This window comes from Cupriavidus sp. DF5525, from assembly GCF_040149425.2.
Taxonomy (GTDB): Bacteria; Pseudomonadota; Gammaproteobacteria; order Burkholderiales; family Burkholderiaceae; genus Cupriavidus; species Cupriavidus pickettii_A.
Window position 1 is genome coordinate 2,558,774 of record NZ_CP168265.1, and the last position, 22,691, is coordinate 2,581,464.

Sequence of the window (22,691 nt, forward strand, 5' to 3'; positions counted from 1 at the left end):
GAGCTCAGCTTGTTGGTTGACGAACCGTGTTCCTACCCGACGACAACATTCCTGGGCGTTCCCTCCGCGAAGGCACGGATGTTGTCGATCAGCTGGTCGGCCAGGCCTTGCACTGCCTCGTCGCTCGCCCATGCCACGTGCGGCGTCAGGATGAAGTTGGGCGCATCCTTCAGTTGTTGGAATGGGTGGTCCGCGCCGGGCGGCTCTTCCGTCGCGACGTCAAACCCGGCCCCGGACACCTTCCCGGATTGCAGCGCTTCCACCAGCGCCGCTTCGTTGACCAGCCCACCGCGCGCGGTGTTGATCAGCAACGGACGCCGTTCCATCTGCGCGAACTCGGCCGTGTCGATCAGGTTGCGTGTCTGCGCCACCAGCGGGCAATGCAAGGTGATGATGTCGCTACGGCGCAGAACTTCCTCGAAAGGCGTATAGAGCGGACCCATATCCTGGCGTCCCTTGTAGGCGGCAAACAGCGGTTTCATGCCCAGCGCACTCGCCATCCGGGCCACCGATTGTCCGAGCACGCCGTCGCCGATAATGCCAAGCACCGATCCGTGCAAGTCCTTGATCGGGTAGTCAAAGAAGCAGAAGGCCCCGGATTCCTGCCAGCGGCCACGCCTGACGGCATCGTGGTAGGCCGCGAGGCTGCGCCGCAGCGCGAAGATCAGGGCGAAGGTATGCTCCGGCACCGTATGGACGGCATAGTTGCGGATGTTGGATACGACGATGCCGCAGGCGGAACAGGCTTTCAGGTCGACGATATCCGTGCCGGTCGCCGCGATGGCGACAAGCTTCAGGTTCGGCGCCTGCTCGAGCTGCCGGGCATCCAGCTTCACCTTGTTTGTGATGACCACGTCCGCGCCGGCGATGCGTGCGGCGACGTCCTCGTCAGCCGTTTCTCCGTGGAGTTCGAGCTCATGCGGGAACGGCAGCGCTCGCAGCGTGGTCTGCGGTGAGATGGTGGAACGGTCCAGGAATACGATCTTCATTGGAGTCACTTCGAGGTTTGGTGGTCTGCACGCAGCGTGCCGATGTGCGACACGAGTCATCCCACTGGCTTTGTATCGACGAGCGGCGGTCGATGGGCGGCGTTGAACCGCCCCCTTGCCGCGGTAAAGACATGATGAGGGGAAGGCGGGCCGAGGTGGAACCGCGGCTTTCTCCACCTTCCTTTCTCAAATGGAAAGGGACAGTGGCCACACCAGGCGCCGCGTCGGCCGCCCGGAGGCGGCGTGTTCAGTCGACGGTGGCGCCAGATGCCTTGACGATCCTGGCCCACTTGTCCATGTCGGACCTGAGCATGGCCGACAGTTGCTGAGGCGTGGCGCGCGGCAGCTCGGCGCCCTGCGCCTTGAGCTTGTCCTGGACGGCCTTGTCGTCAAGCACCTTGTCCACTGCCGCCGTCAGCTTGCTGGTGACATCCTTTGGCGTGCCGCGCACGGCGAACAGGCCGACCCAGAGATCTCCGCTGTAGTTGGGCACGGTTTCACTGATCGCCGGGATCTCCGGCGCAGCACTTGAACGCCTGGCCGAACTGATCCCGAGCGCCTTCAGCTTGCCGGCCCTGATGTGCGGCAGCACCGACGGCAGGCTGGCGAAGGCAAGCGGAACCTGGTTGCCCAGCAGGTCATTGAGTGCAGGCCCGATGCCCTTGTACGGCACATGTTCCAGCGAGATGCCGGCCATGCTGTTCAGCATCTCGCCAAGCAGGTGATTCAGCGAGCCGTTGCCGGCCGAGGCGTAGCGGAACTCATTCGGCTTGCGCTTGGCCAGCTCGATCAGTTCCTTCATCGACGATGCCGGGAACGACGGGTTGGCAACCAGCACATTGGGCACGCTGGCGACCAACGCGATGGGCTCGAAGTCCTTGACGGGGTCGAACGGTATCTTCTTGTACACCGCCGGATTGATCGCCTGGGTACTGCTGATCGTCAGCAGTACGGTGTAGCCGTCGGGGTTGCTCCTGGCGGCGTGCTGGCTGCCGATATTGCCGCCAGCCCCGGGACGGTTGTCGACGATAAACTGCTGGCCGGTCGACTGCGACAACGCCGCGGCCAGGATGCGCCCGACGATGTCGTTGGTCCCGCCCGGCGCCTGTGGCACCACGATCGTGACCGGCTTGGAAGGATAGGCATCGCTGGTGGGCGCTGCCTGTGCGAGGGAAGTGCCAAATACCAGGCACGCGAGTGCGGTCCGGATTCGTCGGTTCATACTGAGTCTCCTGGATTGATTCCGGCCATCTGTGGCGGCCGGTTGATTGGGTGATGACTGGCTACGCGCCGGCTCGGCCACGCATGCCGACGACCTTCATCGCCATCCTGATATTGGCGTAGTCGACCAGCTTGCCGTCGAGCTGCACCGCTCCGCGGCCCTCCCGCTCGGCATCGGCCAGCGCGGCCACCACGCGCTGCGCGGCCTGGAATTCATCATCGGTGGGGGTAAAGGCGCGGTTCGTGCTGTCCAGCTGCATCGGGTGAATGACCTGCTTGCCGTCATAGCCGAGCGCCGCGGCTTTCAGCGCGCTGGATTCGGTCAGCCTAGCGTCACGGAAGGCACCGCAAGGTCCGTCGATCGCACGCAGGCCAAACGCGCGCGCGGCCACCAGGATGCGCATCATCGGATAGGCCCACATATCAAGGGGGGTGTCGGCATAGCCCTCCGTGGCGCGCGCGGTCATGGCATAGCCCGGGTCGGACAGGCCGATTTCCACGCCCTTGGCCCCAATCGATGCGCCAAAATCGCCGACACCAAAATGCAGGGATTCGAGATTGCCGCCAGCCGCGGCGATCTGCTCGCAGAAGACCAGGCCTTTTGCGGTTTCGATCATTGCCTCGATGCCTATCCTGGTGCCGTCGAGCTGGCCCTGCACCTGGGCGATCTCCTGCGCCGACTCGACCTTCGGCAGCAACACGGCATTCAGGCGGCCGCAGCGTTCCACCAGCGCCTGGATCTCCTTGCGCTGCCGCTCCCCTGCCCCGTTCACGCGCACGACCACCACCTTGTCGCCCCAATCGAGCCCGTTGAGGGCCTCGATAGCGGCCGTCAGCGCGGCGGCTTTCATCGACTCCGGCACCGCGTCTTCCAGATCGAGGAAGACGGCATCGGCCTCGGATCGCGCTGCGGATGCCACCAGCCGATCCTGGTGGGCCGGCACGGCCAGGTAAGTCCGGGTGACTTTCATTGTGCGCACCCATATGCGCGGGCATCCGTCTCGCCTGGTTCCGCCGCGTCCAGGCCAAATTCTGCAAGTACCGCAGCGGTATGCTCGCCGATCGCCGGGACTGGTCCCATTACCGGTTCGATACCATCGATGATGAGGGGCGGCTTGAAGACATGGAGCGGCCCGACCGGGCTGGCAACCTCCTGGACCCGCCCGCGCTCGTGCAATTGCGGATGCTGCAGGAACTCGGCCACGTCATTCAGCCTGGCGTTCGCGATCGACGCCGCTTCCAGCTTCTCTGCGACCTCGGCGCTCGACCACCTGGCAAACCGTTCGGTGATGATCGCCTCGAGCGCCTCATGGTTGGCAAGGCGCTGGGGGTTGGCGCTGAAACGTGGGTCCGAAGCCAGCGCTTCATCCTCAAGCACGCGCGCGCAGAATGCCTGCCATTCGCGCTCGTTCTGGATGCCAAAGAAGACCGCCTTGCCGTCGCCTGCCTTGAATGGCCCGTACGGCGCGATGGTGGCGTGGCGGGCGCCCGCACGCGCAAGCGGGCTGCCGCTGTCGCGCGTGTAGTAGGCGGGATAGCTCATCCATTCCGCCATGCTGTCGAACAGCGAGACTTCGAACGCCGTGCCGCTGCCGGTGCGCTCGCGCCGGTACAACGCCATCAGGACCCCGTTCAACGCATACATGCCGGTCGCGATATCCACGATGGAGAGCCCGCATTTGGCCTGCGCCTCGGGCGTGCCGTTGATCGACAGGAAGCCGGTCTCGCACTGGACCAGCAGGTCATAGGCCTTCTTGTTGCGGAACGGCCCGGTTGAGCCGTAGCCGGAGATGTCGCAGGCAATCAGGGCCGGGTGACGCTCCACCAGCGTCCTGGCGTCCAGGCCGAGCTTGCGGGCCGCTCCGGGCGCCAGGTTCTGCAGGAAGACATCGGCCTTGCCGAGCATTGCATCCAGCGCGCGCCGGCCTTCCTCGGTCTTGATGTCGAGCGCCACGCTTTCCTTGGTCCGGTTGGCCCATACGAACTGGCTCGACATGCCTTGCATGACCTTGTCGTATCCGCGTGCAAAATCGCCGGCACCGGGGCGTTCGACCTTGATGACACGCGCGCCCCAATCGGCGAGGTGGCGCGTGGCCAGAGGGGCCGCTATGGCCTGCTCCAGCGCTACTACGGTGATACCGGTCAGAGGGAGATTCATGGGACGCCAGCCGTTTCGTTGCTCGAGTGGCTAGTGTCCGCAACTGTGGGGCGGCCGTAAATTATTGGATTTCGATGGCGGCCGTTCCTGATTCTGATGGCCGGCTCAGGCGGAAGCAGCGATGGACGGCGACAGGCTCTCGACGAAGAGCTGCGCGGCGCGCGGCAGCTCGGCAAAGTCCCGATATCCGACCAGCATGGCCAGCGAGGCCCAGTCGTCCAGAAGGGGTACGACATGGAGCCCACCGCTATTGGGCTGCGCAGCAACCGTCACGTCGGACATGATTCCAAGCCCCACGCCTGCAGACACCATGGTCCGCATAGCGTCGAAACTCGTGACCTGCAAGCGTGTCCGGATCGACCTCTGCAGCGCGGCCGCGCCCTGCTCCGTCAGCCGGTAGAGCATGCTGCCCTCATGGAAGGCGACGTGATCGTAGTTCAGGGTATCGCCGAAGAAGACTCCGGATTTGCCTGCCAGCGGGTGGCCGGCTGGCATTACCACCACCAGGCGAGCGGAACGGTAAGGCACCGTTGCCAGCCCCGCATGCGGGGTGTCGGCCCAGAACAGGCCGACGTCAGCCAGGCCGTCCTTCAGCGACCGCACGATGTACGGGCTGCTCCATTCTTCCAGGCGAACCTCCACCTCCGGATAGCGCCGCAGGAACGCCGGCAGATCGCTGCCGAGGAAGCCGACAATCGATGTACTGTTGGCGAAGACGCGCACGTCGCCCTTGGTGCCCTCGCTGTAACGGCTCATGTCAGCGCGCAACCGCCCCAACAGATCGACGATGCCTTTGGCGTATGCCACCAGTTCAAGCCCGGCCGCCGTCGGGCGCACCCCACCGCTGTGCCGGTCAAGAAGGCGTGCGGACAGCACGTCCTCCAGGTCGCTGATGCGCTTGCTGACCGCAGAGGCGGCCATGAAATGCCGCTCCGCCGCCCGCGCCAGGCTCCTTTCTTCCACGACCGTCAGGAAAATGGTCAGGGTGGTGGGGTCGATACGCACTGTGAATGCCCGCTGGTGGATGTGTTGGTAAGCAGCCAGCGCAGAGGATAAACCATGGAGGGCCGTATCGTGGGCTGGCCGCCGGAGCCTGGGCTCTGGCCTACCCGGTTCGTAGCATCTGCACTTTCAACCAGCGCTGACCCGGGCGGCAGCCCAGCCGATGCGCCATGGCATCGTCGCAGACGACCGCGCTGATCGTCCGGACATGCCGTTCGGTTATGGCCGCGTATTGCACCAGGTCGTTGACCGTCATCACGGACCCCGCGTAGTTCGTGGTCGGCTGCGCGCTTTCAGCAGGATTGGCGGCGGGTATGTGGAGCCGACGGATGCGCCAGGTTCTGGATTGGAAGAGAATGAGGGTCTCGCCGGAACGTTCGCCGGCCTTGCCCTCCAGGGAGAGGGGGTGAACAGCGCCACAAGGCACGAGGTACTGCCATCAGACAGTGTTCGCCCTTTGCAAATACTCCGGTCGCGCAAGCCTCGGGAACTGAGGCTTACGCCTCAGTTACGTCTTCTCCGGCATGGCCGACGAGTGATGACTTGTAATTAGCCATTGCGCACCATCCCAGCGATAGGTGTACGTATAGCGTGCCTTAACAACGGTTCCCGTTCGTGCGAAGGTGAATGTGTAGAGCCCGGAATCCACAGCAGAATTGCATCCCAGTTCAATGCTGCGGGAGTCGATCTTTCCGGACGGACCATCCTTCAGGAAGTGCTGGAAATAGTCTTCTTTCTCTGCGACCGTCAGCCGAGGCTTGTTGGATACTGTCGGAAGAAGAATTGACCGCTGTGCATAGTTGGCCACCACCTTGCGTGGATCGCCTGTCTGCAGTGACTGATTCCATCGATCAAACAACGCCGCAATCTCCTGCTCTGACGTGGCTTTACAAGGTTCTGTGCGCGACGCCTGCGTAGTGCCTGGCGTGCCCTGGTTCGTGGCGCATCCCGCGAGCGCTAGCGCCAGGACAGCGATGCGAAATGGCTTCATGGCGGAACTCCTCAGGTCAGGGGTTGAGAGCCAAGGTACACGGCTGAAGTATGGTACATCCCGCAAGCGTTAGCCATCTCCGACAACGCCTTGCAGCGCGGCCTTGTCACGAAATGCGATAGCGCCGGACGACCTCCGGATCCGGGTCGATGCCAAGACCCGGACCATCTGGGACTGCGATCACGCCGGCTTTCGGCACGATGGTATCGCCCAGCACCTGCGCTTCCATATCGAAGTAGCGCCACTCAATCATGGCCTCGGCGTCCCCTAGCGCTGCCGTGGCATGAATGCTGGCCAGCAGGCCCGGGCCATCGTAGAAGGTGTGGACCATCACCTGGGTGTTGTGCGCCTCGGCCAGTGCAAAGACCTTGCGCAGCGCGCTGATGCCGCCCATCTTCGCCGGGCTGGGTTGCAGGATATCGACGGCACCCGCGCTGAGCATCTGCTGGAACTCCAACAGCGTGGTGGCATTCTCTCCGGCGGCGATCGGGATAGCACAATGCTGGCGCAGCGCAGCAAGCCCGCTGAAGTTTTCCGGCGGCCAAAGGGGTTCTTCCAGCCATCGTAGCGACAACGGCGCCAGCGCTCGCGCCATCCCGATCGCCTCATGGAGTGTCCACGGGCAGTTCGTATCCAGCGTGATCTCAACGTCCGGGCCTGCGGCATCGCGGGCGGCCCGGATCACCGTGAGGTCGACTTCGTGCAGCTTCAGGCTCCGGTAGCCGTCTTCAATGGCGCGCCTGACGTTGGTCGCAATCGATTCCGGGTTCGCATACCGGATCAGGCTGGCATATGCAGGCAGGCGATCCCGACGTGCACCGCCGAGCAGCCGGTGGATGGGCAGTCCGGCCACTTTGCCGCAGATATCCCACAGCGCGATATCGAGCGCCGACAGGCCGTAGAAGATTGCGCCGCTGCGCCCGAAGACATGGAACCTGCGCTGGAGGTCGAGGCCGAGCGCGTCGATCTGCGCCGCGTCCCTGCCGATGCAGGCCGGCGCCAGCATCTGTTCAATCGCCACCTTGACCGCAGGAATGCCAACGAATCCGAAGGTCTCCCCCCAGCCAACCAGGCCATCGTCCGTGGTCACCTTGACGAGCAGCGAATCGGCGGCCTGCATCCCGGCACCGCCCCACACGCCGGCAGCGGAAACACCGCCCACCGCAAACGGAATGCGCAGGACGATGGCTTCGATGTTCCCGATCTTCATGGCGCAGGCACTGAACCGAGGTCTGCTACGCAGCGGTGCACGATCGAAGGCGGTTCAAGACTTCGGTTGTGGCGTGCTGATGAACCCCTGTCGCTTGTGCGAGCCATCACAGAAAGGCTTGTTTTCAGAATGGCCACACCGGCATAACCAGACCTGATCACCTTCGAAAGCAAAGGTGGCGCCTGCCGGGGTCACGATCCTGACGGGACCCTTTATGCGGTAGGGGCCATTGTCCTGTACCGTAACCGTGACGACGGTGTCTTCATCCATGATGCCCCCCATTCCCGAGCGGCGGCGACGCTGGCGCCTTTGGCAGGTAGCCAGCGCAACCTTGTGTGAGCCGGTCTTTCTTAATCTACTCCAGTTTGTGGCGGACCGGCGTCGAAGTTGTGCCTTGCGCGGCAGTCCCTTGCAAAGCACTTTTGGGCCAGGGACGGCCAGCTTCACGCACTCCGCCACGGCTGCCCAGCCCGGGTGTCACTTCCGGGCCACAATCGCATCGGGTGGCCTCCGATGAAATCTCGTCACGGTCCGCAGGTATCGCGCGGCTTCTCTATCCTTGATGAGAAGAGCCGGCCAGTACAGTCAGCCGAACACCAGCCATCCGGGCGACGTCTGGCTGCCCGGACGAGCACGCACCTTACCTGAGCCTCGGTGACTGTCGCACCGCGAGTGATCATGCGTCCCTTGCTGGAAGCCCGCCTCGTCAACGATGCCTTCGGCGACCCGGGACTGTTCGTAGACTTCCTGGACGAACGGCGCGCGCTGCTATTCGACCTGGGCGACATCACCAGGCTGATGCCGCGCGAGCTGATGCGCCTGTCGCATGTGTTTGTCACGCATGCGCACATGGATCATTTCTCTGGCTTCGACCATCTGCTGCGGGTGCTGCTCGGACGCAAGCCGCACATCGTGCTGTACGGCGGGCCAGGATTCGTGGCGCAGGTCGAGCACAAGCTGCTTGCCTATACGTGGAACGTGGTGCATCGCTACGCGATCGGGCTGGTCGTCGAAGCGATCGAACTCGGACTGGACGGGCAGATGCGGCGCGCATGCTTTTCCAGCCGTCACGGCTTCGCCAGGGAGGCCGAGGCGCCCATCGAAAGGACCGGCGATATCGTTCACGACGAGACTACGTTTCGGGTGCGTGCCTGCTTTGTCGATCATGGGATTCCATGCCTGGCCTACCTTGTCGAGGAAAAGGTCCGGCTCGGCATCAACAAGGAGCGCCTGGCTGAATCTGGCTTGACCACCGGCGCCTGGCTGCGCGAACTGAAGCATGCCGTCCTGACCGGCGCCGCCGGCGATGCGCCGATTCTTGTGCAGTGGCGGGACAGGAGCGGCGACCATGCGGTGACGCGAACGGTCGGCGAGCTAAGCCGGCTGATCCTGGATGTCGAGCCCGGCCGGCGCATCGGCTACGTTACCGACCTGCGCTATACGAGCGAGAACGTGAAAGCACTGTCGCACCTGATGCAAGGCGTCGACCAGCTCTTTATCGAGAGCGTGTTTCTGGATGTCGACAGCGCGCACGGCCTGCGCAAGAACCACCTGACCGCTACCCAGGCCGGCCTGATCGCGCGCAGCGCAGGGGCCCGCGCGGTCACGCCATTCCATTTCTCGCCACGCTACCAGGGCCGTGCCACCGCACTGGCCGCCGAGGTACGGGATGCCTGGGGTGGGAGCAATCAGACGCCTTGCTGACCAAGCTGTGCAGACCCAGGACGGCATGGTCGGCAGGCGGCATGATCGCGCTGCGGTGTGCCACACCACAGCACGACAACGAGGCTGGCTGCTATTTGGACTTCGCGCCGTCCGTGTATGGATCCGCCTTGCCGGCCTTGGCGCCGTCGGTGTACGGATCGGCCTTGCCAGCCTTGGCGCCGTCCGTATACGGGTCGGCCTTGCCTTGTGTGGGATTGAGGGTTGATTGCGTGGATTGCTTTGCGCCGTCGGTGTAGGGGTCGAACTTTCCGGATTTTGCACCATCGGTATAGGGATCGGCTTTACCCGCCTTGGCCCCATCGGTGTACGGGTCGGCCTTCTTCTGCTGACCATAGCTCAAGCCTGAAGCCGTTGCAGCGGCAATAAGAAGCGTCATCGTGAGTGCTCTGCGCATGAGTTGCTCCAGTAGTGAACAAGTGTGTTGCGATTCCCCGGTCATTTGACAAGCCCTGGCTGCGCCGACACAAAGCTTCGGGCAGGCACCTCAAAACGCCCGCGGCGTACGCAGGTGATGCTTGCGGAATTCCTGCACCACCCACACGTATGCTACGCGCTTTACCCGCTGTCGAAGCGCCGCCTTTTTTGTAAACAAGCCGCTCTCCGGCAGAGAGTGCGCCATGGATTACTCGCTGTGCGCAAAGCCGCCCCATCCTGATCAGGCCGAGCGTTCGCGTAGCGCTTTCTCATTGATCTCGCCGACACTGGTTCGCGGAATCTCGGAAACAAAGACCATGCGGTCCAATTCCGGGACGGCATATTTGCTGATTCGCTTCGATTCGGCATGCTCCAGCAGTCGTTCGCAGATTGCGCCTGGCTCCAGCCGGATACCAGGCTTGCAGACGATGAACGCCATCGGGCGCTCGCCCCAGCCGAGTCTGCCGGCCTCTATCCCGGCCACTTTCGATTTTGACCTGACTCTGGCGACAGGTCGGTCTGGTCAGCGAAGACGCAGCGCTTCATCGAGTTCCAAAGGGAGCGTTCAGGGCCAGCCGGGCGTGCCGAAGCGAAGCGCGCACATCGCACCGCAGCATTTCTACGTAAGCATATGTAATTTATATGCCTCTTAAAGCACTTATATTGTCCGGCTTTCAATACTTTTTGGGTATATACCTAGGGATCGAATTAGAAGAAACACTCTAGGATTCGCACTCGGATGGTGCGCCGTAGGATTGGCGGCACTGCCAATCCGGAAACCGTACCTTGCCGGGTAACATTTGCAGCACTTTTGCGAGAATCCGGTCGATCAATCCACAGGAGATTACGCATGTCCCCTTTTATGCCCGATCAGTTTGCTGCAGTGCAAAAGGCCAATCTGGGCCATCTGTTCACGCTGACGAACATGGCTTTTGAAGGCTTCCAGAAGTTGACCGAGCTGAACCTGCAGGCAGTCAGGACGACGCTAGCCGAAGGCCAGGGCAATGTCGAAGCGGTGCTGGCCGGGAAGGACCTGCGTGAAGTGTTCGCCGTGCAGGGCAATCTGGCCCAGCCGGCGGCGGAGAAGGCTGTTGCGTATGCACGCGATGTATACGAAATCGCATCGAACACACAGGTGGAACTGACCAAGGCAGTCGAGGCCCAGTACGAGCAGCACAGCCGTAACGTGCAAGCCTTCGTTGACACCTTCGTGAAGAACGCGCCGGCCGGGTCTGAAGCGATCACCGCGCTGCTGCAATCGAGCGTAGCAGCCGCCAGCAGCACCTATCAATCGATCCAGAACGCGGCAAAGCAGACGGCTGAAGTTGCCAAGGCCAACTTTGCCACGACGGCCGCAGCCGCCTCTGGCGCGGCCCAGCAGGCAGCGCCCCGCGCTTCCAAGCAGTAACGGCGTTCCGCTGGCAAGGCAGGCCAGGCCAGCGCGCAAAACGGAGATCGCAGGCTTGCAGGCCAGGGACATCAACGCTCCTGGCTTGCGGCACCGCGACGCCAACCTTCCCGCATAAGCATACAAAGCGGGGCCGGAATTCATCCGGCCCCGCTCGCCCTCGCCTTTTGCGCTCCAGGGCAACGGGAACTTGCTCGGGACAACCGGGGCAAAAGCCCTTCCCGGCAAGGCAGGGGTCTTTCAACTTTACGAGAACGAAGCAAGCAGAATGACGAAGAAAATCGCACTAGTAACAGGTGGTATGGGTGGGCTGGGAGAAGCCATCAGCATCAAGTTGCACGACGCCGGCTATGCCGTGGTGGTAACGCACTCGCCGGGCAATGCCACCGCTCAGGACTGGCTTGCCGCGATGGACGCCACCGGCCGCCAGATGCGCGCCTACGAAGTTGACGTATCCGACTACGATGCCTGCCAGGCTTGCGCTGCGCAGATCCTGGCTGACGTAGGCCGCGTGGATATCCTGGTGAACAACGCCGGCATTACCCGCGACATGGCCTTCAAGAAGATGGACAAGCCGAACTGGGATGCCGTGATGCGGACCAATCTCGACTCGGTATTCAATCTCACCAAGCCGCTTTGCGAAGGCATGGTCGAACGCGGCTGGGGCCGCATCATCAACATCTCGTCGGTCAACGGATCCAAGGGCGCCTTCGGCCAGACCAACTATGCTGCCGCCAAGGCCGGGATGCACGGCTTCACCAAGTCGCTGGCGCTGGAAGTGGCAAGAAAGGGCGTGACGGTCAACACCGTCTCTCCGGGCTACCTTGCCACCAAGATGGTCAACGCCGTGCCCAAGGAAATCATGGAGACCAAGATCCTGCCGCAGATTCCGGTCGGCCGCGTCGGAAAACCGGAAGAAGTCGCAGCGCTGGTTGCCTACCTGTGCTCGGAGGAAGCGGCCTATGTGACCGGGTCCAATATCGCCATCAACGGCGGGCAGCACATGCAGTAAGGGCTGGTCGAGTGCTGGGCCGCTTGCGTTCGGCTACCCCCCGTACCCGAGCGCGCCCTCACCGCCTCTCCAGGCTACCCAAAAGCGGCCAATCGGTCCGGCGGAGTCGCGTTCGATGCGACGTTCTAATGTTCGCGCGCGAAGCGACCCGGCGCCTGGCCCACGTGCCGGCGGAACGCGGTGCTGAAGGTGCTCGCCGAGCCGTAGCCGACGCGTTCGGCGACCTCGGCGATCCCGAAGTCATGGCGACGGAGCAGATCCTTCGCGATGGCCATGCGCCAGGCGAGCAGGTATTCCATCGGCGGCATTCCCACCGCACGCGTGAAGCGATCGAAAAAAGCCGAGCGCGAAAGCGCGGCCTTCTTCGCGAGCTGGGCCACCGTCCACGGGCGCGCGGGATCGGCATGCATATGCCGCATCGCTGACCCGAGTCGCACATCGGCCAGTCCGCGCAGCAACCCCGGAGGCGCTTCCTCACCCGACGTCGAGCGTAGCGCTTCGATGAGCAGCACCTCCACGAGGCGCGTGAGCACGAGCTCGCGGCCCGACCTCCGTTCACCCGACTCCTCGCCGACGAGGCGCACCAGTACGGAAAGCCGCTCGGCGCCGCGCACGTGCACGAGCGCCGGCAACAGCGACACCAGCAAGGCCGCATTGGACGAGTCGAAGACAAAGTAGCCACCGAGCAAACGCACGTCGGGACGTCCGCCGCGCGTACCGTGGCGAACCTCACCCGTCGGCGCGGGCGTCACCTTCGGGTCGATGCGCTCGGGCGTCACCGGCTCAAAGCCCGACAGGATGAAGCCCGGCGTTGCCGGCAGGAGCACGAAGTCGCCCGCCTCGAGCGTGAGGGCATCCTGGCCGTCGACGGCGAGGCGACAGCTACCCTCGAGCACGGCACAGAAGCTTGGCTGGCCGAAGTCAGCGTAGCGAACCCCCCAGCGACCTGCGCCGCTGATGAGCTTCGAGAACACGGCACGCGGCTGAAGCAGTGAGATGACTTGCGAGAGGGGGTCGCGCATGGTGGACGATTGCAAATCAAATCTGGACTTCTCATTGTAGAAAGTCCGTCGCGTCCCCGCTATCGTTTCTGCCATCGAAACCACCATCGAAAGCCCCATGAAAACTGTACTGATTACTGGCTGCTCTTCTGGCTATGGCCTTGAAACCGCGCGCCACTTCCACTCGCAGGGCTGGAACGTCATCGCCACCATGCGTACGCCGAACGAAGACCTCCTGCCCCGATCCGACCGGATCCGCGTGCTGGCGCTCGACGTGACGAAGCCCGACAGTATCGCCGCCGCGCTTGAAGCGAGCGGGCCCATCGACGTCCTCATCAACAATGCAGGCATCGGCCTCTTTGGCGCCTTCGAAGCCACCCCGATGGCCACGACGCGCGAGGTGTTCGAAACCAACACCTTCGGTGTGATGGCGATGACGCAGGCGGTCCTGCCCCAGTTCCGTGCGCGCAGGTCTGGCGTGATAGTGAACGTGACTTCTAGCGTGACGCTGGCGCCGATGCCGATGGTGGCCGTCTACACCGCGAGCAAGATGGCCATCGAAGGGTTCACCGCGTCACTGGCGTTCGAGCTCGAAGCGTTCAACGTGAGCGTGAAGCTGGTCGAGCCTGGCTACGGGCCGACCACGCGCTTTACCAGCAATGGGATACCGCGCATGGAGGGCCTCGTCCCCGAGGCGTACGCACCTTTCGCGCAGCGCATCTTTACTTCATTCGCGCATCCGGCAGCGGTGACAAGCGAGGCCGATGTGGCCGAGGTGGTGTGGCGCGCCGCGAACGATACGTCCGGGCTGCTTCGATTTCCGGCAGGTGCGGATGCGGTGGCGCTGGCTCATTCAGGCTGAACTCCACGCAATTGGCCTGCTCGAACAACGCGTCTTCGTCGCAGGAACCGAATGGCTACTTGATTGAGAAGCGGACCACCAGCAGCCACAAGCACGTGGGCCTGCATCGGCATCAACATCTCTTCGCTCATTCGGTGCCTGCCTTTTCTCAAGCTTGCAGCGCCCCCATCAGCACCTGTACCAACTGGCCACCTTCTGGCGTGGCCCAGCTACCGGCAAGTTCCGCGATCAATTGATTGGTGCTGGTCAGGGTTACACCGCCGCGCTCCATCCGGCGCAGGGCGATGTCGTCGGCCATCTTGCTCGGCGAGCCGCCTGCATCAGCGACCACCTGTACCTCGAAACCATCGCGCACCAGGCTCAGCGCCGGATAGACCGTGCACACGTCGTTGGTGACGCCGGCAATGATCAGCTTCTTGCGCCCGGTCGCCTTGACGGCCGCGGCAAAATTCTCGTCGTCCATGGCATTGACGATGCCAAGCCGCTGGATGCGGGCAGCGAATTCGGACGGCAGGATCGATTCCAACTCTTCCAGTAGCGGCCCCTGCGCATGCTCCTCCATGCTGGAGGTCAGCACAACCGGCAGCTTCAGGATGCGAGCCGCCTGCGCCAGCATCAGCGCATTGCGTTTCATCTCCTCGAAGGAGATGGAATGTACCCAGCTCATGGTGCCGACCTGGTGGTCGATCAACAGAAGCGCGGCGTTATCTCCGGTGAATCGTTCGTAAGCCATGATGAGACTCCTTTGTGGTCATGTGGCAGTGGAGTGCAGCGGCGGGCCGGCAAAAAGCATGACCTTGGCGCTGCCGTGAGGGGCTTGAAGCGTGATCGCGCGAGGCGTGTCCCGTGCGGGAAAAACAGGGAGCTTGAGATCGTTGTGCTCGAAGCTTTGGCCGTCCACCATCGCCGTGCCGAAAATCGGCATGACGAAGGCGCAATGGCCCGCCGCGACGGGCACCGCCAGTTCGGCACCCTCCTCCAGCGAAATGTCGAGCATCGTCACTTCGGTTGGCGGGTTCAGTGGGGAACGTGCATCTCCGAAGCTCCCCACGGGCACGCGCACCCTGGCGCCTGGCAACTGCACCACCGGCACATCCTGCGGTTCCACGGTCAATGCGAAAGGCGCGATGCTCTGTCGCTCCGGGGCGAGGTTGACGAAGATCTGCAGCGAATGGACGGTCTTGCCGGTCTCGGCCGGAACTTCCTCATGGACGATGCCGCTCCCGGCCGTCGCCCAGTGCAGGCCACCGGGCCGGATCAGGTTGCGGGTACCGAGCGAGTCACGGTTGTCGATGCCGGTTTCCGAATCGAGGAACAGGTAGGACACCGCGGAGAAGCCGGCATGGGGATGCGGCGGAAAGGTCGGCGCGCTCATCCAGGCATGATCGACCCCGATGAAGGGGTCGATCAGCGCGACCACGCCACGCAGGCCATAGGCCCGGAAGTGGCTGCCGTGGTTGGCGCGCTGGAGCGGGGCAATGACGGACATGTTGGTGGCCTCAGGCAGCCTGCGCTTCGCTCAAGGTCGGGTAATCGGTGTAGCCCTGCGCCGTACCGCCGAAGAAACCATTGCGGTCCGCCTCGTTCATCGGCGCGCTGTCCTTCAACCGGGCGACGAAATCCGGGTTGGCAAGAATCAACTGACCGTAGGCTTCCAGATCGGCCAGCCCCGATGCCAGGTCGGCCCCGATCTGCTCACGCGGGCGGCCCGGCCGGTTCAGGATCAGCGTGCCCTGCCAGAGCTTGCGGATGTCGGCCAGCAGCGGTTCGTTGCCCTGGTGCATGATGTGCAAATAGGCCAGCCCCAGCTTGTCGAGTTCGGCGACCAGGTAGCGGTAGAGATCCGGCCCTTCAGCGCCTTCGTCGATGCCCCACATCGTCGTGCCGGGCGACAGGCGGATGGCGGTGCGATCCGCACCGATTTCCTCGGCAATCGCGGTGGCCACTTCGATGGCAAAGCGGGCGCGGTTCTCGATCGACCCGCCGTATGCATCGGTGCGCGTGTTCGCGCTCGGGGCGAAGAACTGCTGGATCAGGTAGGCGTTCGCACCGTGGATTTCGACGCCATCGGCACCGGCCTCGATCGCGCGGCGCGCCGCGTAGCGGAAATCCTGGACGGTCTGGCGCACTTCCTCGGTAGAGAGCGCACGCGGCACGGGAATATCCTGCATGCCCTTGGCCGTAAACATTTGCGTGCCCGGCGCGATGGCCGAAGGCGCGACGCCCGGGCGATGATGCGGCGTGTTGTCCGGGTGTGACATGCGCCCGGCGTGCATGAGCTGGATGAAGAGGTGGCCACCCTTGTCATGCACGGCATCGGTGGTCGTCTTCCAGCCGGCGACGTGCGCGTCGGTGTAAATGCCCGGCGTGGTCAGGTAGCCCTGTCCGTCGTCCGACGGCTGGGTGCCTTCGGTGACGATCAGGCCGACGCCGGCGCGCTGGGCGTAATACTCGGCGGCCAGCTCTCCCGGCGTGCCGTCGTACTGGGCGCGGCTGCGGGTCATCGGTGCCATGACCAGGCGGTTTTGCAGGGTGTCGCGGCCGACGCGGACGGGATCGAACAGTTTGCTCATGATGGAATGGCTTCCTCTGATTTGGATGGAAGCATCATCGCCTGCTTCTCGCGTGGGATAAACATGGTAACTTGGATAACATTGATCCACTGATGGAGCAGTGAGCGTGGAACTGCTGAACGACATGGCCTTGTTCGTGGAGGTCGTCAAAGCCAAGGGCTTTCGCAGCGCATCGGAGGCGATGGGAGTGCCGAATTCCACCCTGTCGCGGCGAATCAGCGCATTGGAGAAGGCGATCGGGCTGCGCCTGCTGCATCGCACGACGCGCAAGATCGAATTGACCGAGGCCGGCCAGATTTACTTCGAGCGATGCAAGCGCATCGTCGATGAAGCCCGGCTGGCACATGAGCAACTCGGCGAAATGGTCGCCCAGCCCAGCGGCGTGCTGCACGCGTCACTGCCGGTGGATTTCGCCAATGTCTTCCTCGCCCCCCTGATCGCGGAATTCGCGAACCGATATCCCGGCATCAGCTTCGAATTCGACCTCACGCCGCGGCGCGTCGATCTGGTGGCCGAGCCGTTCGATGTCGCGATCCGCATGGGGGAGCCGCCAAGTTCGAACCTGATCGCGCGCCGGCTCGCCCGCCTGCCCCGCTATCTATACGCTTCGCCGCAATATATCGAACGCTTCGGCGAGCCAGGCCAGCCGGCCGACCTCGTGCGGCATGAGTGCCTGCGGCTCCGCACGACGGAGGCCAGCACATGGACACTGCACGACGCGACGAAAACGGTTGACGTCACAGTCGGCGGCCGGTTCTTGCTCAACAGCGTCGGCATGATCCGGCGCCTGGCGACGCTCGACCTCGGCATCGCCGTATTGGCGGAAGAAATCATCGGGGACGACGTGGCCAATGGGCTGCTGCGTCGAGTGCTGCCACAGTGGCAGGCCACGCCCATCCCCGTCTATGCCATCACCGAGACGCGCCTGCTGCCGGCGAAGACGCAGCGCTTTATCGAGTTCCTGCGAGAGCGCCTGGTGCAGTGATACCGCTCTCCCCGGAGGCGCTCGCAGCGAACTACTATTGATGCAATCAATTCGCCCACCCCGATGCAACGATGAACAAGCTCTACTCACTGGACCTGAATCTCCTGCTGGTGTTTGATGCGATGCTCCGCGTCGGCAGCGTGTCCAGGACCGCAGAGGAGATCGGACTGACCCAGCCTTCCACGAGCAACGCGCTCGCGCGCCTGCGGAACTTCTTTGGCGACCCGCTGTTCGTGCGTTCTGACGGCGCCATGAGGCCGACGCCGCTGGCCTTGCAAATGGCGGAACCGGTCCAGGAGGCGCTGGGACAACTCCGCCGTGCGATCGAGGACAAGCGGCACTTTGACCCGATGACCTCCTGTCGGCGTTTTTCCATCTGCATGAACGAGATGGGACAACGCGTCTTCCTGCCGAAGATCGTCACCCACTTCGCCGAGATCGCGCCCGGGGTAGACCTCGAGGCGATCGAAATGACATCGCAGCAGGCCCAGGCGGCGATGCCCAATGGCGACGTGGACCTTGTGATCGGCTATTTTTCAGATTTCGGGCCGAGCTTTTTCCGCCAGCGCGTGACGACAGGTCATTACGTCGCCGTTGCGCGCAAGGGGCATCCCCATATAGACGGGACCCTGACCCTGCCCGCCTACCTGAACGCCTCGCACATTTCCTACGTGCCTGCACTCGGCAATCATGCTGCGCTGGAGGCGCTCCTCGCGGAAGAATTCATGAAACACGGCGTGCGGCGCCGTGTCGCGTTGCGCGTAGCGAATTCGCTCGGCATTCCGAGGATCATCTCCAGCACCGACCTGATCATGACCATACCGTCTGTGCTGGCGCAGGCGTTCTGCGAAACGGCCCCCGTACAGGTGTTCGACCTGCCGTTCGATATTCCGGATATCGAGATATTCCAATACTGGCACGCACGCTATCACCACGATCCCGCCAATCAGTGGCTGCGCGCCCAGTTCAAGAGCTTGTTTCCCGCCTGACACTCCGAACGCTATTGGCAGGATCAATCCTCTGCAGATGCTTGCAGGGCACATTTCATCCTCAGACCGTCCTGATCCCGGCGACTTCTCCCGCGCGCCTTCCGACTTCCTCCCCCGGTATTCACTGCGCCAATAACTTACATTGACGCTACTGCATAGACGCCCCGAGGGTCGCGCTCTAACCTCCCTTCACATTCCGGAAGAAGGAGGAGACGCAATGAAGATATCTGAGCTGCGGCCGTCAGCGCGTGTTACGGCAGCGCCCAAATCCGCGATCGCAGTGGCCTTGGAGCTTTTGCCATGACCAGGCACACGATCACCCTGCTGCCCAGTGGCAACCAGTTCGAGTGCGATGACGGCGAGACCATCCTGAAGGCCGGCCTGGCCGCCGGCCTGCTCATGCCTTTCAGCTGCCGCTCTGGTGTCTGCAACACCTGCCGCGGCACCGTCAGGCAAGGCACGGTGGATTTCGGCAATGTCCACCCGACCTACCTCAGTGAAGACGACAAGCGTGCCGGCAAGGCGCTGCTGTGCTCGGCCAAAGCCATCGGCGACTCCAGCATCGAAGTCGGCGAGCTGGACCCCGCGGAGGCTTTCCCGGTGCGCCGTTTGCCGTGCCGCGTACTGCATCTCGAACGGGTAGCGCCAGACGTCATGCTGATCACCATCGGCCTGCCGCCCAACGAGCCAACCGCCTTCAAGGCCGGCCAGTACGTTGACTTCGTGCTCAAGGACGGCACGCGCCGCAGCTACTCGATCGCGACCGCCCCCGCCAGCGAAGGGGTAAGGCAGTTCGACCTGCACGTCCGCCTCGTTCCCGGTGGTCGCTTCACGGAACACGTGTTCAGCACGATGAGGCTGCGCGAAACCATGATGCTGGAAATGCCGCTCGGGTCTTTCTATTGGCGCGCACGCAGCGACAAACCGATGATCATGCTTGCTTCGGGCACCGGCTTCGCACCGATCAAGTCCATCATCGACCACAGCATCGCTTGCGGAAACAAGCGTCCCATCACCCTCTACTGGGGCGGTCGCACACGTGCATGCATCTACATGGCGGCGCTTGCCGAGAAATGGGTCGCCGAGCACGACCACATCAAGTTCATTCCTGTCGTGAGTGACGCCACCCCGGAATGCAACTGGACTGGTCGCAGCGGATTCGTGCACGAGGCGGTCATGGAAGACTTCCCCGACATGTCCGCCTGCCAGGTGTATGCCTGCGGCGCGCCGGTCGTGGTCGATTCCGCCCGCCGCGATTTTACGGCGCGGTGCGGCCTTCCGGAAGGCGAGTTCTACGCCGATTCTTTCATCAACGAAGCAGACCGGCAGAAAGCCGCAGCTTGAGCCGACCGGCAATACTGAGGAGACAACACCATGGAAATCAATATCGAGGACGCCATTCCCGCGGACTTCACTGCGCCCGTCCCAGAGCGCAATTCTCACGTGAAACCCTTCTGCCTGGGACATGGCACCCTGGAATGCTACAGCCTGAAGGAGTCACGCAAGTTCTACGAGGAGTTCCTCGGCCTGGAGTGCCGCCGTCACGCCAAACCGTCGATGTCGGTTCGACTGGGTATGCGCTTCCACATTGTGTGCGTGGAAGTCGGCGACGCGGTCCACCCCTGCAACGTGCTTAACCACTGGGGGCTGGACGTCACGTCGCGCGAGAGCGTGGACGCTGCCTACCAGGCGGCGCTCAAGCACAAAGACCAATACAAGATCCGGCAGGTGCTGGAACCGCACGAACAGCACAGCGTGTACTCGTTCTACCTGGAAGACCTGGACCACAACTGGTGGGAGATCCAGTACTACCCGAACGGGTTCCAGCATGACGACTTCTTCGATTTCGGTGACCGATTCTCCGACGACGAAAAAGCCGACCTCAACGCGCTCCCTGAACTCAATATCTTCGGAAAGGCAGACTAAATGATCCAGCTCGTTACCTTCAAGGTGCCCGAGGGCGTGCGCACCGGCATGCTGACCAACGGCAAGATTTACCAGTCCCGCGCTTACCACGACATGCTCGAAGTGCTCGCGGACTGGTCCAACGCCTCCGCAAAGCTCGCGACGCTTGGCTCCAAACTGGCCGAGCGAGAAGACGTGAAGAATGCCGAACTGGTTGCGCCGCTTCTGGCGCCGCGGAACATCTATTTCGCGGGTGCGAACTACAAGGACCACGTAGAGGAAATGAGGGAGCGCCTCAAGCTCAATATCAACCCCGATCCGAAGGGCAGCGGCGAGAAACCCTGGCACTCACTCAAGGCGACCGGCTCGAGCGTGGTGGGTCCCGGCACCAGGGTGGCGCTGCCCGGCGGGTCGAAGATGCTCGACTGGGAGGTGGAACTGGCGGTCATCATCGGCAAGCCCGCAAAGGATGTGTCGCGGGACGAAGCGCTTGGCCATGTCGCTGGCTATACCGTTGCCAACGACCTGTCCGCTCGCGACCACATCTTCCGCCCCGAAGCGGCAGAGACCTCGCCCTTCCGCTATGACTGGATCGGCCAGAAGTCATTCGACGGTTCCTGCCCGATGGGCCCGGCAATCACGCCCGCGCAATTCATCGGCGACCCGATGAACCTGGGCATGAAGCTGTGGGTCAACGGCAGGCTCAAGCAGGATTCCAACACCAACCAGATGCTGTTCGACATCGCCGACCAGATCTCCCATCTGTCCTCGCGCGTCACGCTCCTCCCGGGCGACGTTGTCCTGACGGGTACGCCGGCCGGAGTTGGCATGCCGAACAGCGACTTCCTGAAGCCGGGCGATATCGTCAAGCAGTGGATCGAAAACATCGGCGAGTTCGAGTTCACGATCGCATAAGCGGCATCGAGATTGGCGGACCGCGCCGGCGCACCCTGGCGCCGGCGCTCGCATTATTGGAGAGGACTTAAAGATGTATCAGAAGATCAGTCTCGGTATGGCGGAACTGAAGCAGGTGGCCGACGCTGCCCTCGCCTATGCCAGCGCGAAGCAATGGGTCGTGACGATTGCCATCGTCGACGATGGAGGCCATCTGCAATGGCTGCAGCGGGCTGACGGTGCCCCGCCGGCGACCGCTTACATCGCAGCCGCCAAGGCCCGCACGGCGGCGATGGGCCAGCGTGAAAGCAAGTTCTATGAAGACATGGTAAATGCCGGCCGGCAGGCGTTCTTGTCGGCGCCCGGCCTGGATTGCCTGCTGGAAGGCGGCGTGCCGATCATGGTCAGCGGCAGCTGCGCGGGGGCGATCGGTGTGAGCGGCGTCCGCTCCAACGAAGACGCTGAAATCGCGCACGCCGGCATCGCTGCGCTCGCATAGCCCGTCTGCACGGGCGGCCAGGTTGGCCCGCACGGCAAGCGTCGACGCCAGATAACGACGCAGTTTGCGCACACGTGTTTCTGCAATGAAAAAGGCCGGAAATGTTTTTGGCAACATTTCCGGCCTTTCCTCGTTCACGCGGCTCCTACAGGCGAACGATCAAACGCCAAGATATCGCTCCCAGATCTCCGGTTGCTCACTCAGCTGTGCGCTGCTTCCTGTCCATCCGATCCGTCCGTTTTCGATGAAGTAGTGACGATCCGCGAGGCCGATCAGGTTCTGGACATACTTATCGATCACCAGGATCGACTGGCCTTCCTTCTTCACCTCGTGCAGGCAGTGCCAGATCTCCTGGCGGATCAGCGGCGCCAGCCCCTCGGTCGCCTCGTCGATCAGCAGCAGCCTGGCGTTGGTCAGCAGCGCCCGCGAAATGGCCAGCATCTGCTGCTCGCCGCCAGATAGCTGGAAGCCCATGTTGTCCTTACGCCTTTCCAGTACCGGAAACAGCTTGTATATCCGCTGCAGGGTCCACTGGCCCCGGCGGGCGAACGCAACGAGGTTCTCGTATACCGTCAGGTTGGAAAAAATCCGGCGGCCTTCCGGCACCAGGCCGATCCCACTTCGACTGATGCGTTCCGGCGCCATCCCGGCCACCTCGCATCCGTTGAAGCGCACCCTGCCGCGCCTCGGCCGTAGCAGGCCGGAGATGGCCTTGACAGTCGTGCTCTTGCCCATGCCGTTGCGGCCGAGCAGCGTCACCACTTCGCCTTCATCGATGAAGAGGTCGACACCGAACAGCACCTGGCTCGCGCCGTAGCCGGCCTCAACCGACGTCAGTTCCAGCAGGCTCATA

26 protein-coding genes are annotated in these 22,691 nt (G+C 63.0%); 10 read left to right on the forward strand and 16 right to left on the reverse strand.

Annotated elements, in window-relative coordinates:
• Positions 1–32: 32 nt before the first annotated feature.
• The 9 genes from ABNX08_RS11925 to ABNX08_RS11965 form a co-directional block, all read right to left on the reverse strand.
• Positions 33–989, reverse strand: coding sequence for a D-2-hydroxyacid dehydrogenase (locus ABNX08_RS11925; protein WP_022535448.1), 957 nt, complete (start codon positions 987–989; stop codon positions 33–35).
• A gap of 247 nt (positions 990–1,236) precedes the next feature.
• Positions 1,237–2,211, reverse strand: a complete 975-nt coding sequence (locus ABNX08_RS11930; RefSeq protein ID WP_022535449.1) for a tripartite tricarboxylate transporter substrate binding protein — start codon at positions 2,209–2,211, stop codon at positions 1,237–1,239.
• A 61-nt stretch (positions 2,212–2,272) separates the two neighbouring features.
• On the reverse strand, positions 2,273–3,181 hold the full coding sequence (locus ABNX08_RS11935) for a CoA ester lyase (RefSeq protein WP_349606014.1): 909 nt from the start codon (positions 3,179–3,181) through the stop codon (positions 2,273–2,275).
• Positions 3,178–4,368 (reverse strand): CaiB/BaiF CoA-transferase family protein, encoded by a 1,191-nt coding sequence (locus tag ABNX08_RS11940; RefSeq protein WP_022535451.1) that lies wholly within the window; start codon positions 4,366–4,368, stop codon positions 3,178–3,180. Before ABNX08_RS11940 ends, ABNX08_RS11935 begins: the two co-directional genes overlap by 4 nt.
• A 105-nt stretch (positions 4,369–4,473) precedes the next feature.
• The gene (locus tag ABNX08_RS11945; protein WP_022535452.1) at positions 4,474–5,373 is read right to left on the reverse strand and encodes a LysR family transcriptional regulator; all 900 of its coding nucleotides are present in this window, start codon (positions 5,371–5,373) and stop codon (positions 4,474–4,476) included.
• A gap of 100 nt (positions 5,374–5,473) precedes the next feature.
• On the reverse strand, positions 5,474–5,626 hold the full coding sequence (locus ABNX08_RS11950) for a hypothetical protein (protein ID WP_349606012.1): 153 nt from the start codon (positions 5,624–5,626) through the stop codon (positions 5,474–5,476).
• 252 nt (positions 5,627–5,878) lie between these two features.
• Complete coding sequence (locus ABNX08_RS11955) at positions 5,879–6,361, reverse strand: DUF4440 domain-containing protein (RefSeq protein ID WP_022535454.1); 483 nt, start codon at positions 6,359–6,361, stop codon at positions 5,879–5,881.
• Between the two features lie 106 nt (positions 6,362–6,467).
• A complete protein-coding gene (locus ABNX08_RS11960) occupies positions 6,468–7,571 on the reverse strand; it encodes a mandelate racemase/muconate lactonizing enzyme family protein (protein WP_022535455.1) in 1,104 nt (367 codons plus the stop codon).
• A gap of 54 nt (positions 7,572–7,625) precedes the next feature.
• Positions 7,626–7,841, reverse strand: coding sequence for a CDGSH iron-sulfur domain-containing protein (locus ABNX08_RS11965; RefSeq protein WP_022535456.1), 216 nt, complete (start codon positions 7,839–7,841; stop codon positions 7,626–7,628).
• Between the two features lie 408 nt (positions 7,842–8,249).
• Between ABNX08_RS11965 and ABNX08_RS11970 the strand changes: the two genes are divergently transcribed.
• On the forward strand, positions 8,250–9,275 hold the full coding sequence (locus ABNX08_RS11970; protein ID WP_349606011.1) for an MBL fold metallo-hydrolase: 1,026 nt from the start codon (positions 8,250–8,252) through the stop codon (positions 9,273–9,275).
• A 91-nt stretch (positions 9,276–9,366) separates the two neighbouring features.
• Here the strand turns inward: ABNX08_RS11970 and ABNX08_RS11975 are convergent, their stop codons facing one another.
• Together ABNX08_RS11975 and ABNX08_RS11980 are read right to left on the reverse strand one after the other, a co-directional pair.
• Positions 9,367–9,690: a hypothetical protein gene (locus ABNX08_RS11975; RefSeq protein ID WP_022535458.1), complete on the reverse strand. Its 324-nt coding sequence runs from the start codon at positions 9,688–9,690 to the stop codon at positions 9,367–9,369.
• A 261-nt stretch (positions 9,691–9,951) separates the two neighbouring features.
• Complete coding sequence (locus ABNX08_RS11980) at positions 9,952–10,149, reverse strand: hypothetical protein (protein WP_041681072.1); 198 nt, start codon at positions 10,147–10,149, stop codon at positions 9,952–9,954.
• Positions 10,150–10,560: 411 nt separating this feature from the next.
• On the opposite strand from ABNX08_RS11980, the gene phaP3 reads away from it, so the two are divergent.
• Both phaP3 and phbB read left to right on the forward strand, forming a co-directional pair.
• Positions 10,561–11,118 carry a TIGR01841 family phasin PhaP3 gene (gene phaP3, locus ABNX08_RS11985; protein WP_022535460.1) on the forward strand — a complete coding sequence of 186 codons (558 nt, stop codon included), beginning with the start codon at positions 10,561–10,563 and terminating at the stop codon, positions 11,116–11,118.
• A 268-nt stretch (positions 11,119–11,386) separates the two neighbouring features.
• Complete coding sequence (gene phbB, locus ABNX08_RS11990) at positions 11,387–12,130, forward strand: acetoacetyl-CoA reductase (RefSeq protein WP_041681073.1); 744 nt, start codon at positions 11,387–11,389, stop codon at positions 12,128–12,130.
• Between the two features lie 125 nt (positions 12,131–12,255).
• Here phbB and ABNX08_RS11995 read toward each other — a convergent pair whose 3' ends face one another.
• On the reverse strand, positions 12,256–13,152 hold the full coding sequence (locus ABNX08_RS11995; RefSeq protein WP_022535462.1) for an AraC family transcriptional regulator: 897 nt from the start codon (positions 13,150–13,152) through the stop codon (positions 12,256–12,258).
• Between the two features lie 97 nt (positions 13,153–13,249).
• Here ABNX08_RS11995 and ABNX08_RS12000 point away from each other — a divergent pair, with 97 nt between their 5' ends.
• Positions 13,250–13,993, forward strand: a complete 744-nt coding sequence (locus ABNX08_RS12000) for an SDR family oxidoreductase (RefSeq protein WP_022535463.1) — start codon at positions 13,250–13,252, stop codon at positions 13,991–13,993.
• 148 nt (positions 13,994–14,141) lie between these two features.
• Here the strand turns inward: ABNX08_RS12000 and ABNX08_RS12005 are convergent, their stop codons facing one another.
• The 3 genes from ABNX08_RS12005 to ABNX08_RS12015 are packed head-to-tail and all read right to left on the reverse strand — an operon-like array spanning position 14,142 to position 16,566.
• Positions 14,142–14,726, reverse strand: a complete 585-nt coding sequence (locus ABNX08_RS12005; protein WP_022535464.1) for an isochorismatase family protein — start codon at positions 14,724–14,726, stop codon at positions 14,142–14,144.
• 18 nt (positions 14,727–14,744) lie between these two features.
• Positions 14,745–15,482 (reverse strand): pirin family protein, encoded by a 738-nt coding sequence (locus tag ABNX08_RS12010; protein WP_022535465.1) that lies wholly within the window; start codon positions 15,480–15,482, stop codon positions 14,745–14,747.
• 10 nt (positions 15,483–15,492) lie between these two features.
• A complete protein-coding gene (locus ABNX08_RS12015) occupies positions 15,493–16,566 on the reverse strand; it encodes an alkene reductase (RefSeq protein ID WP_022535466.1) in 1,074 nt (357 codons plus the stop codon).
• Between the two features lie 106 nt (positions 16,567–16,672).
• Between ABNX08_RS12015 and ABNX08_RS12020 the strand changes: the two genes are divergently transcribed.
• From ABNX08_RS12020 to ABNX08_RS12045, 6 genes are all read left to right on the forward strand, one after another.
• Positions 16,673–17,551: a LysR family transcriptional regulator gene (locus tag ABNX08_RS12020; RefSeq protein WP_022535467.1), complete on the forward strand. Its 879-nt coding sequence runs from the start codon at positions 16,673–16,675 to the stop codon at positions 17,549–17,551.
• A 71-nt stretch (positions 17,552–17,622) separates the two neighbouring features.
• A complete protein-coding gene (locus tag ABNX08_RS12025; RefSeq protein WP_022535468.1) occupies positions 17,623–18,540 on the forward strand; it encodes a LysR family transcriptional regulator in 918 nt (305 codons plus the stop codon).
• A gap of 300 nt (positions 18,541–18,840) precedes the next feature.
• Entirely contained in the window at positions 18,841–19,884 is a 1,044-nt protein-coding gene (locus tag ABNX08_RS12030) for a CDP-6-deoxy-delta-3,4-glucoseen reductase (protein WP_022535469.1), read from the forward strand.
• Between the two features lie 30 nt (positions 19,885–19,914).
• Entirely contained in the window at positions 19,915–20,466 is a 552-nt protein-coding gene (locus ABNX08_RS12035; protein WP_022535470.1) for a VOC family protein, read from the forward strand.
• Positions 20,467–21,360 carry a fumarylacetoacetate hydrolase family protein gene (locus ABNX08_RS12040; protein WP_022535471.1) on the forward strand — a complete coding sequence of 298 codons (894 nt, stop codon included), beginning with the start codon at positions 20,467–20,469 and terminating at the stop codon, positions 21,358–21,360.
• Between the two features lie 73 nt (positions 21,361–21,433).
• Positions 21,434–21,838 (forward strand): heme-binding protein, encoded by a 405-nt coding sequence (locus ABNX08_RS12045; RefSeq protein WP_022535472.1) that lies wholly within the window; start codon positions 21,434–21,436, stop codon positions 21,836–21,838.
• Positions 21,839–21,997: 159 nt separating this feature from the next.
• Here the strand turns inward: ABNX08_RS12045 and ABNX08_RS12050 are convergent, their stop codons facing one another.
• Positions 21,998–22,690 (reverse strand): ABC transporter ATP-binding protein, encoded by a 693-nt coding sequence (locus ABNX08_RS12050; RefSeq protein WP_349606007.1) that lies wholly within the window; start codon positions 22,688–22,690, stop codon positions 21,998–22,000.
• Position 22,691: the final 1 nt, after the last annotated feature.

Coding starts and splice junctions, on each gene's coding strand:
- ABNX08_RS11925 (WP_022535448.1), bottom strand. CDS start 989: ATGAAGATCGTATTCCTGGACCGTTCCACCATCTCACCGCAGACCACG.
- ABNX08_RS11930 (WP_022535449.1), bottom strand. CDS start 2,211: ATGAACCGACGAATCCGGACCGCACTCGCGTGCCTGGTATTTGGCACT.
- ABNX08_RS11935 (WP_349606014.1), bottom strand. CDS start 3,181: ATGAAAGTCACCCGGACTTACCTGGCCGTGCCGGCCCACCAGGATCGG.
- ABNX08_RS11940 (WP_022535451.1), bottom strand. CDS start 4,368: ATGAATCTCCCTCTGACCGGTATCACCGTAGTAGCGCTGGAGCAGGCC.
- ABNX08_RS11950 (WP_349606012.1), bottom strand. CDS start 5,626: ATGACGGTCAACGACCTGGTGCAATACGCGGCCATAACCGAACGGCAT.
- ABNX08_RS11955 (WP_022535454.1), bottom strand. CDS start 6,361: ATGAAGCCATTTCGCATCGCTGTCCTGGCGCTAGCGCTCGCGGGATGC.
- ABNX08_RS11960 (WP_022535455.1), bottom strand. CDS start 7,571: ATGAAGATCGGGAACATCGAAGCCATCGTCCTGCGCATTCCGTTTGCG.
- ABNX08_RS11965 (WP_022535456.1), bottom strand. CDS start 7,841: ATGGATGAAGACACCGTCGTCACGGTTACGGTACAGGACAATGGCCCC.
- ABNX08_RS11970 (WP_349606011.1), top strand. CDS start 8,250: ATGCGTCCCTTGCTGGAAGCCCGCCTCGTCAACGATGCCTTCGGCGAC.
- ABNX08_RS11975 (WP_022535458.1), bottom strand. CDS start 9,690: ATGCGCAGAGCACTCACGATGACGCTTCTTATTGCCGCTGCAACGGCT.
- ABNX08_RS11980 (WP_041681072.1), bottom strand. CDS start 10,149: ATGGCGTTCATCGTCTGCAAGCCTGGTATCCGGCTGGAGCCAGGCGCA.
- phaP3 (WP_022535460.1), top strand. CDS start 10,561: ATGTCCCCTTTTATGCCCGATCAGTTTGCTGCAGTGCAAAAGGCCAAT.
- phbB (WP_041681073.1), top strand. CDS start 11,387: ATGACGAAGAAAATCGCACTAGTAACAGGTGGTATGGGTGGGCTGGGA.
- ABNX08_RS11995 (WP_022535462.1), bottom strand. CDS start 13,152: ATGCGCGACCCCCTCTCGCAAGTCATCTCACTGCTTCAGCCGCGTGCC.
- ABNX08_RS12000 (WP_022535463.1), top strand. CDS start 13,250: ATGAAAACTGTACTGATTACTGGCTGCTCTTCTGGCTATGGCCTTGAA.
- ABNX08_RS12005 (WP_022535464.1), bottom strand. CDS start 14,726: ATGGCTTACGAACGATTCACCGGAGATAACGCCGCGCTTCTGTTGATC.
- ABNX08_RS12010 (WP_022535465.1), bottom strand. CDS start 15,482: ATGTCCGTCATTGCCCCGCTCCAGCGCGCCAACCACGGCAGCCACTTC.
- ABNX08_RS12015 (WP_022535466.1), bottom strand. CDS start 16,566: ATGAGCAAACTGTTCGATCCCGTCCGCGTCGGCCGCGACACCCTGCAA.
- ABNX08_RS12025 (WP_022535468.1), top strand. CDS start 17,623: ATGAACAAGCTCTACTCACTGGACCTGAATCTCCTGCTGGTGTTTGAT.
- ABNX08_RS12030 (WP_022535469.1), top strand. CDS start 18,841: ATGACCAGGCACACGATCACCCTGCTGCCCAGTGGCAACCAGTTCGAG.
- ABNX08_RS12035 (WP_022535470.1), top strand. CDS start 19,915: ATGGAAATCAATATCGAGGACGCCATTCCCGCGGACTTCACTGCGCCC.
- ABNX08_RS12040 (WP_022535471.1), top strand. CDS start 20,467: ATGATCCAGCTCGTTACCTTCAAGGTGCCCGAGGGCGTGCGCACCGGC.
- ABNX08_RS12045 (WP_022535472.1), top strand. CDS start 21,434: ATGTATCAGAAGATCAGTCTCGGTATGGCGGAACTGAAGCAGGTGGCC.
- ABNX08_RS12050 (WP_349606007.1), bottom strand. CDS start 22,690: ATGAGCCTGCTGGAACTGACGTCGGTTGAGGCCGGCTACGGCGCGAGC.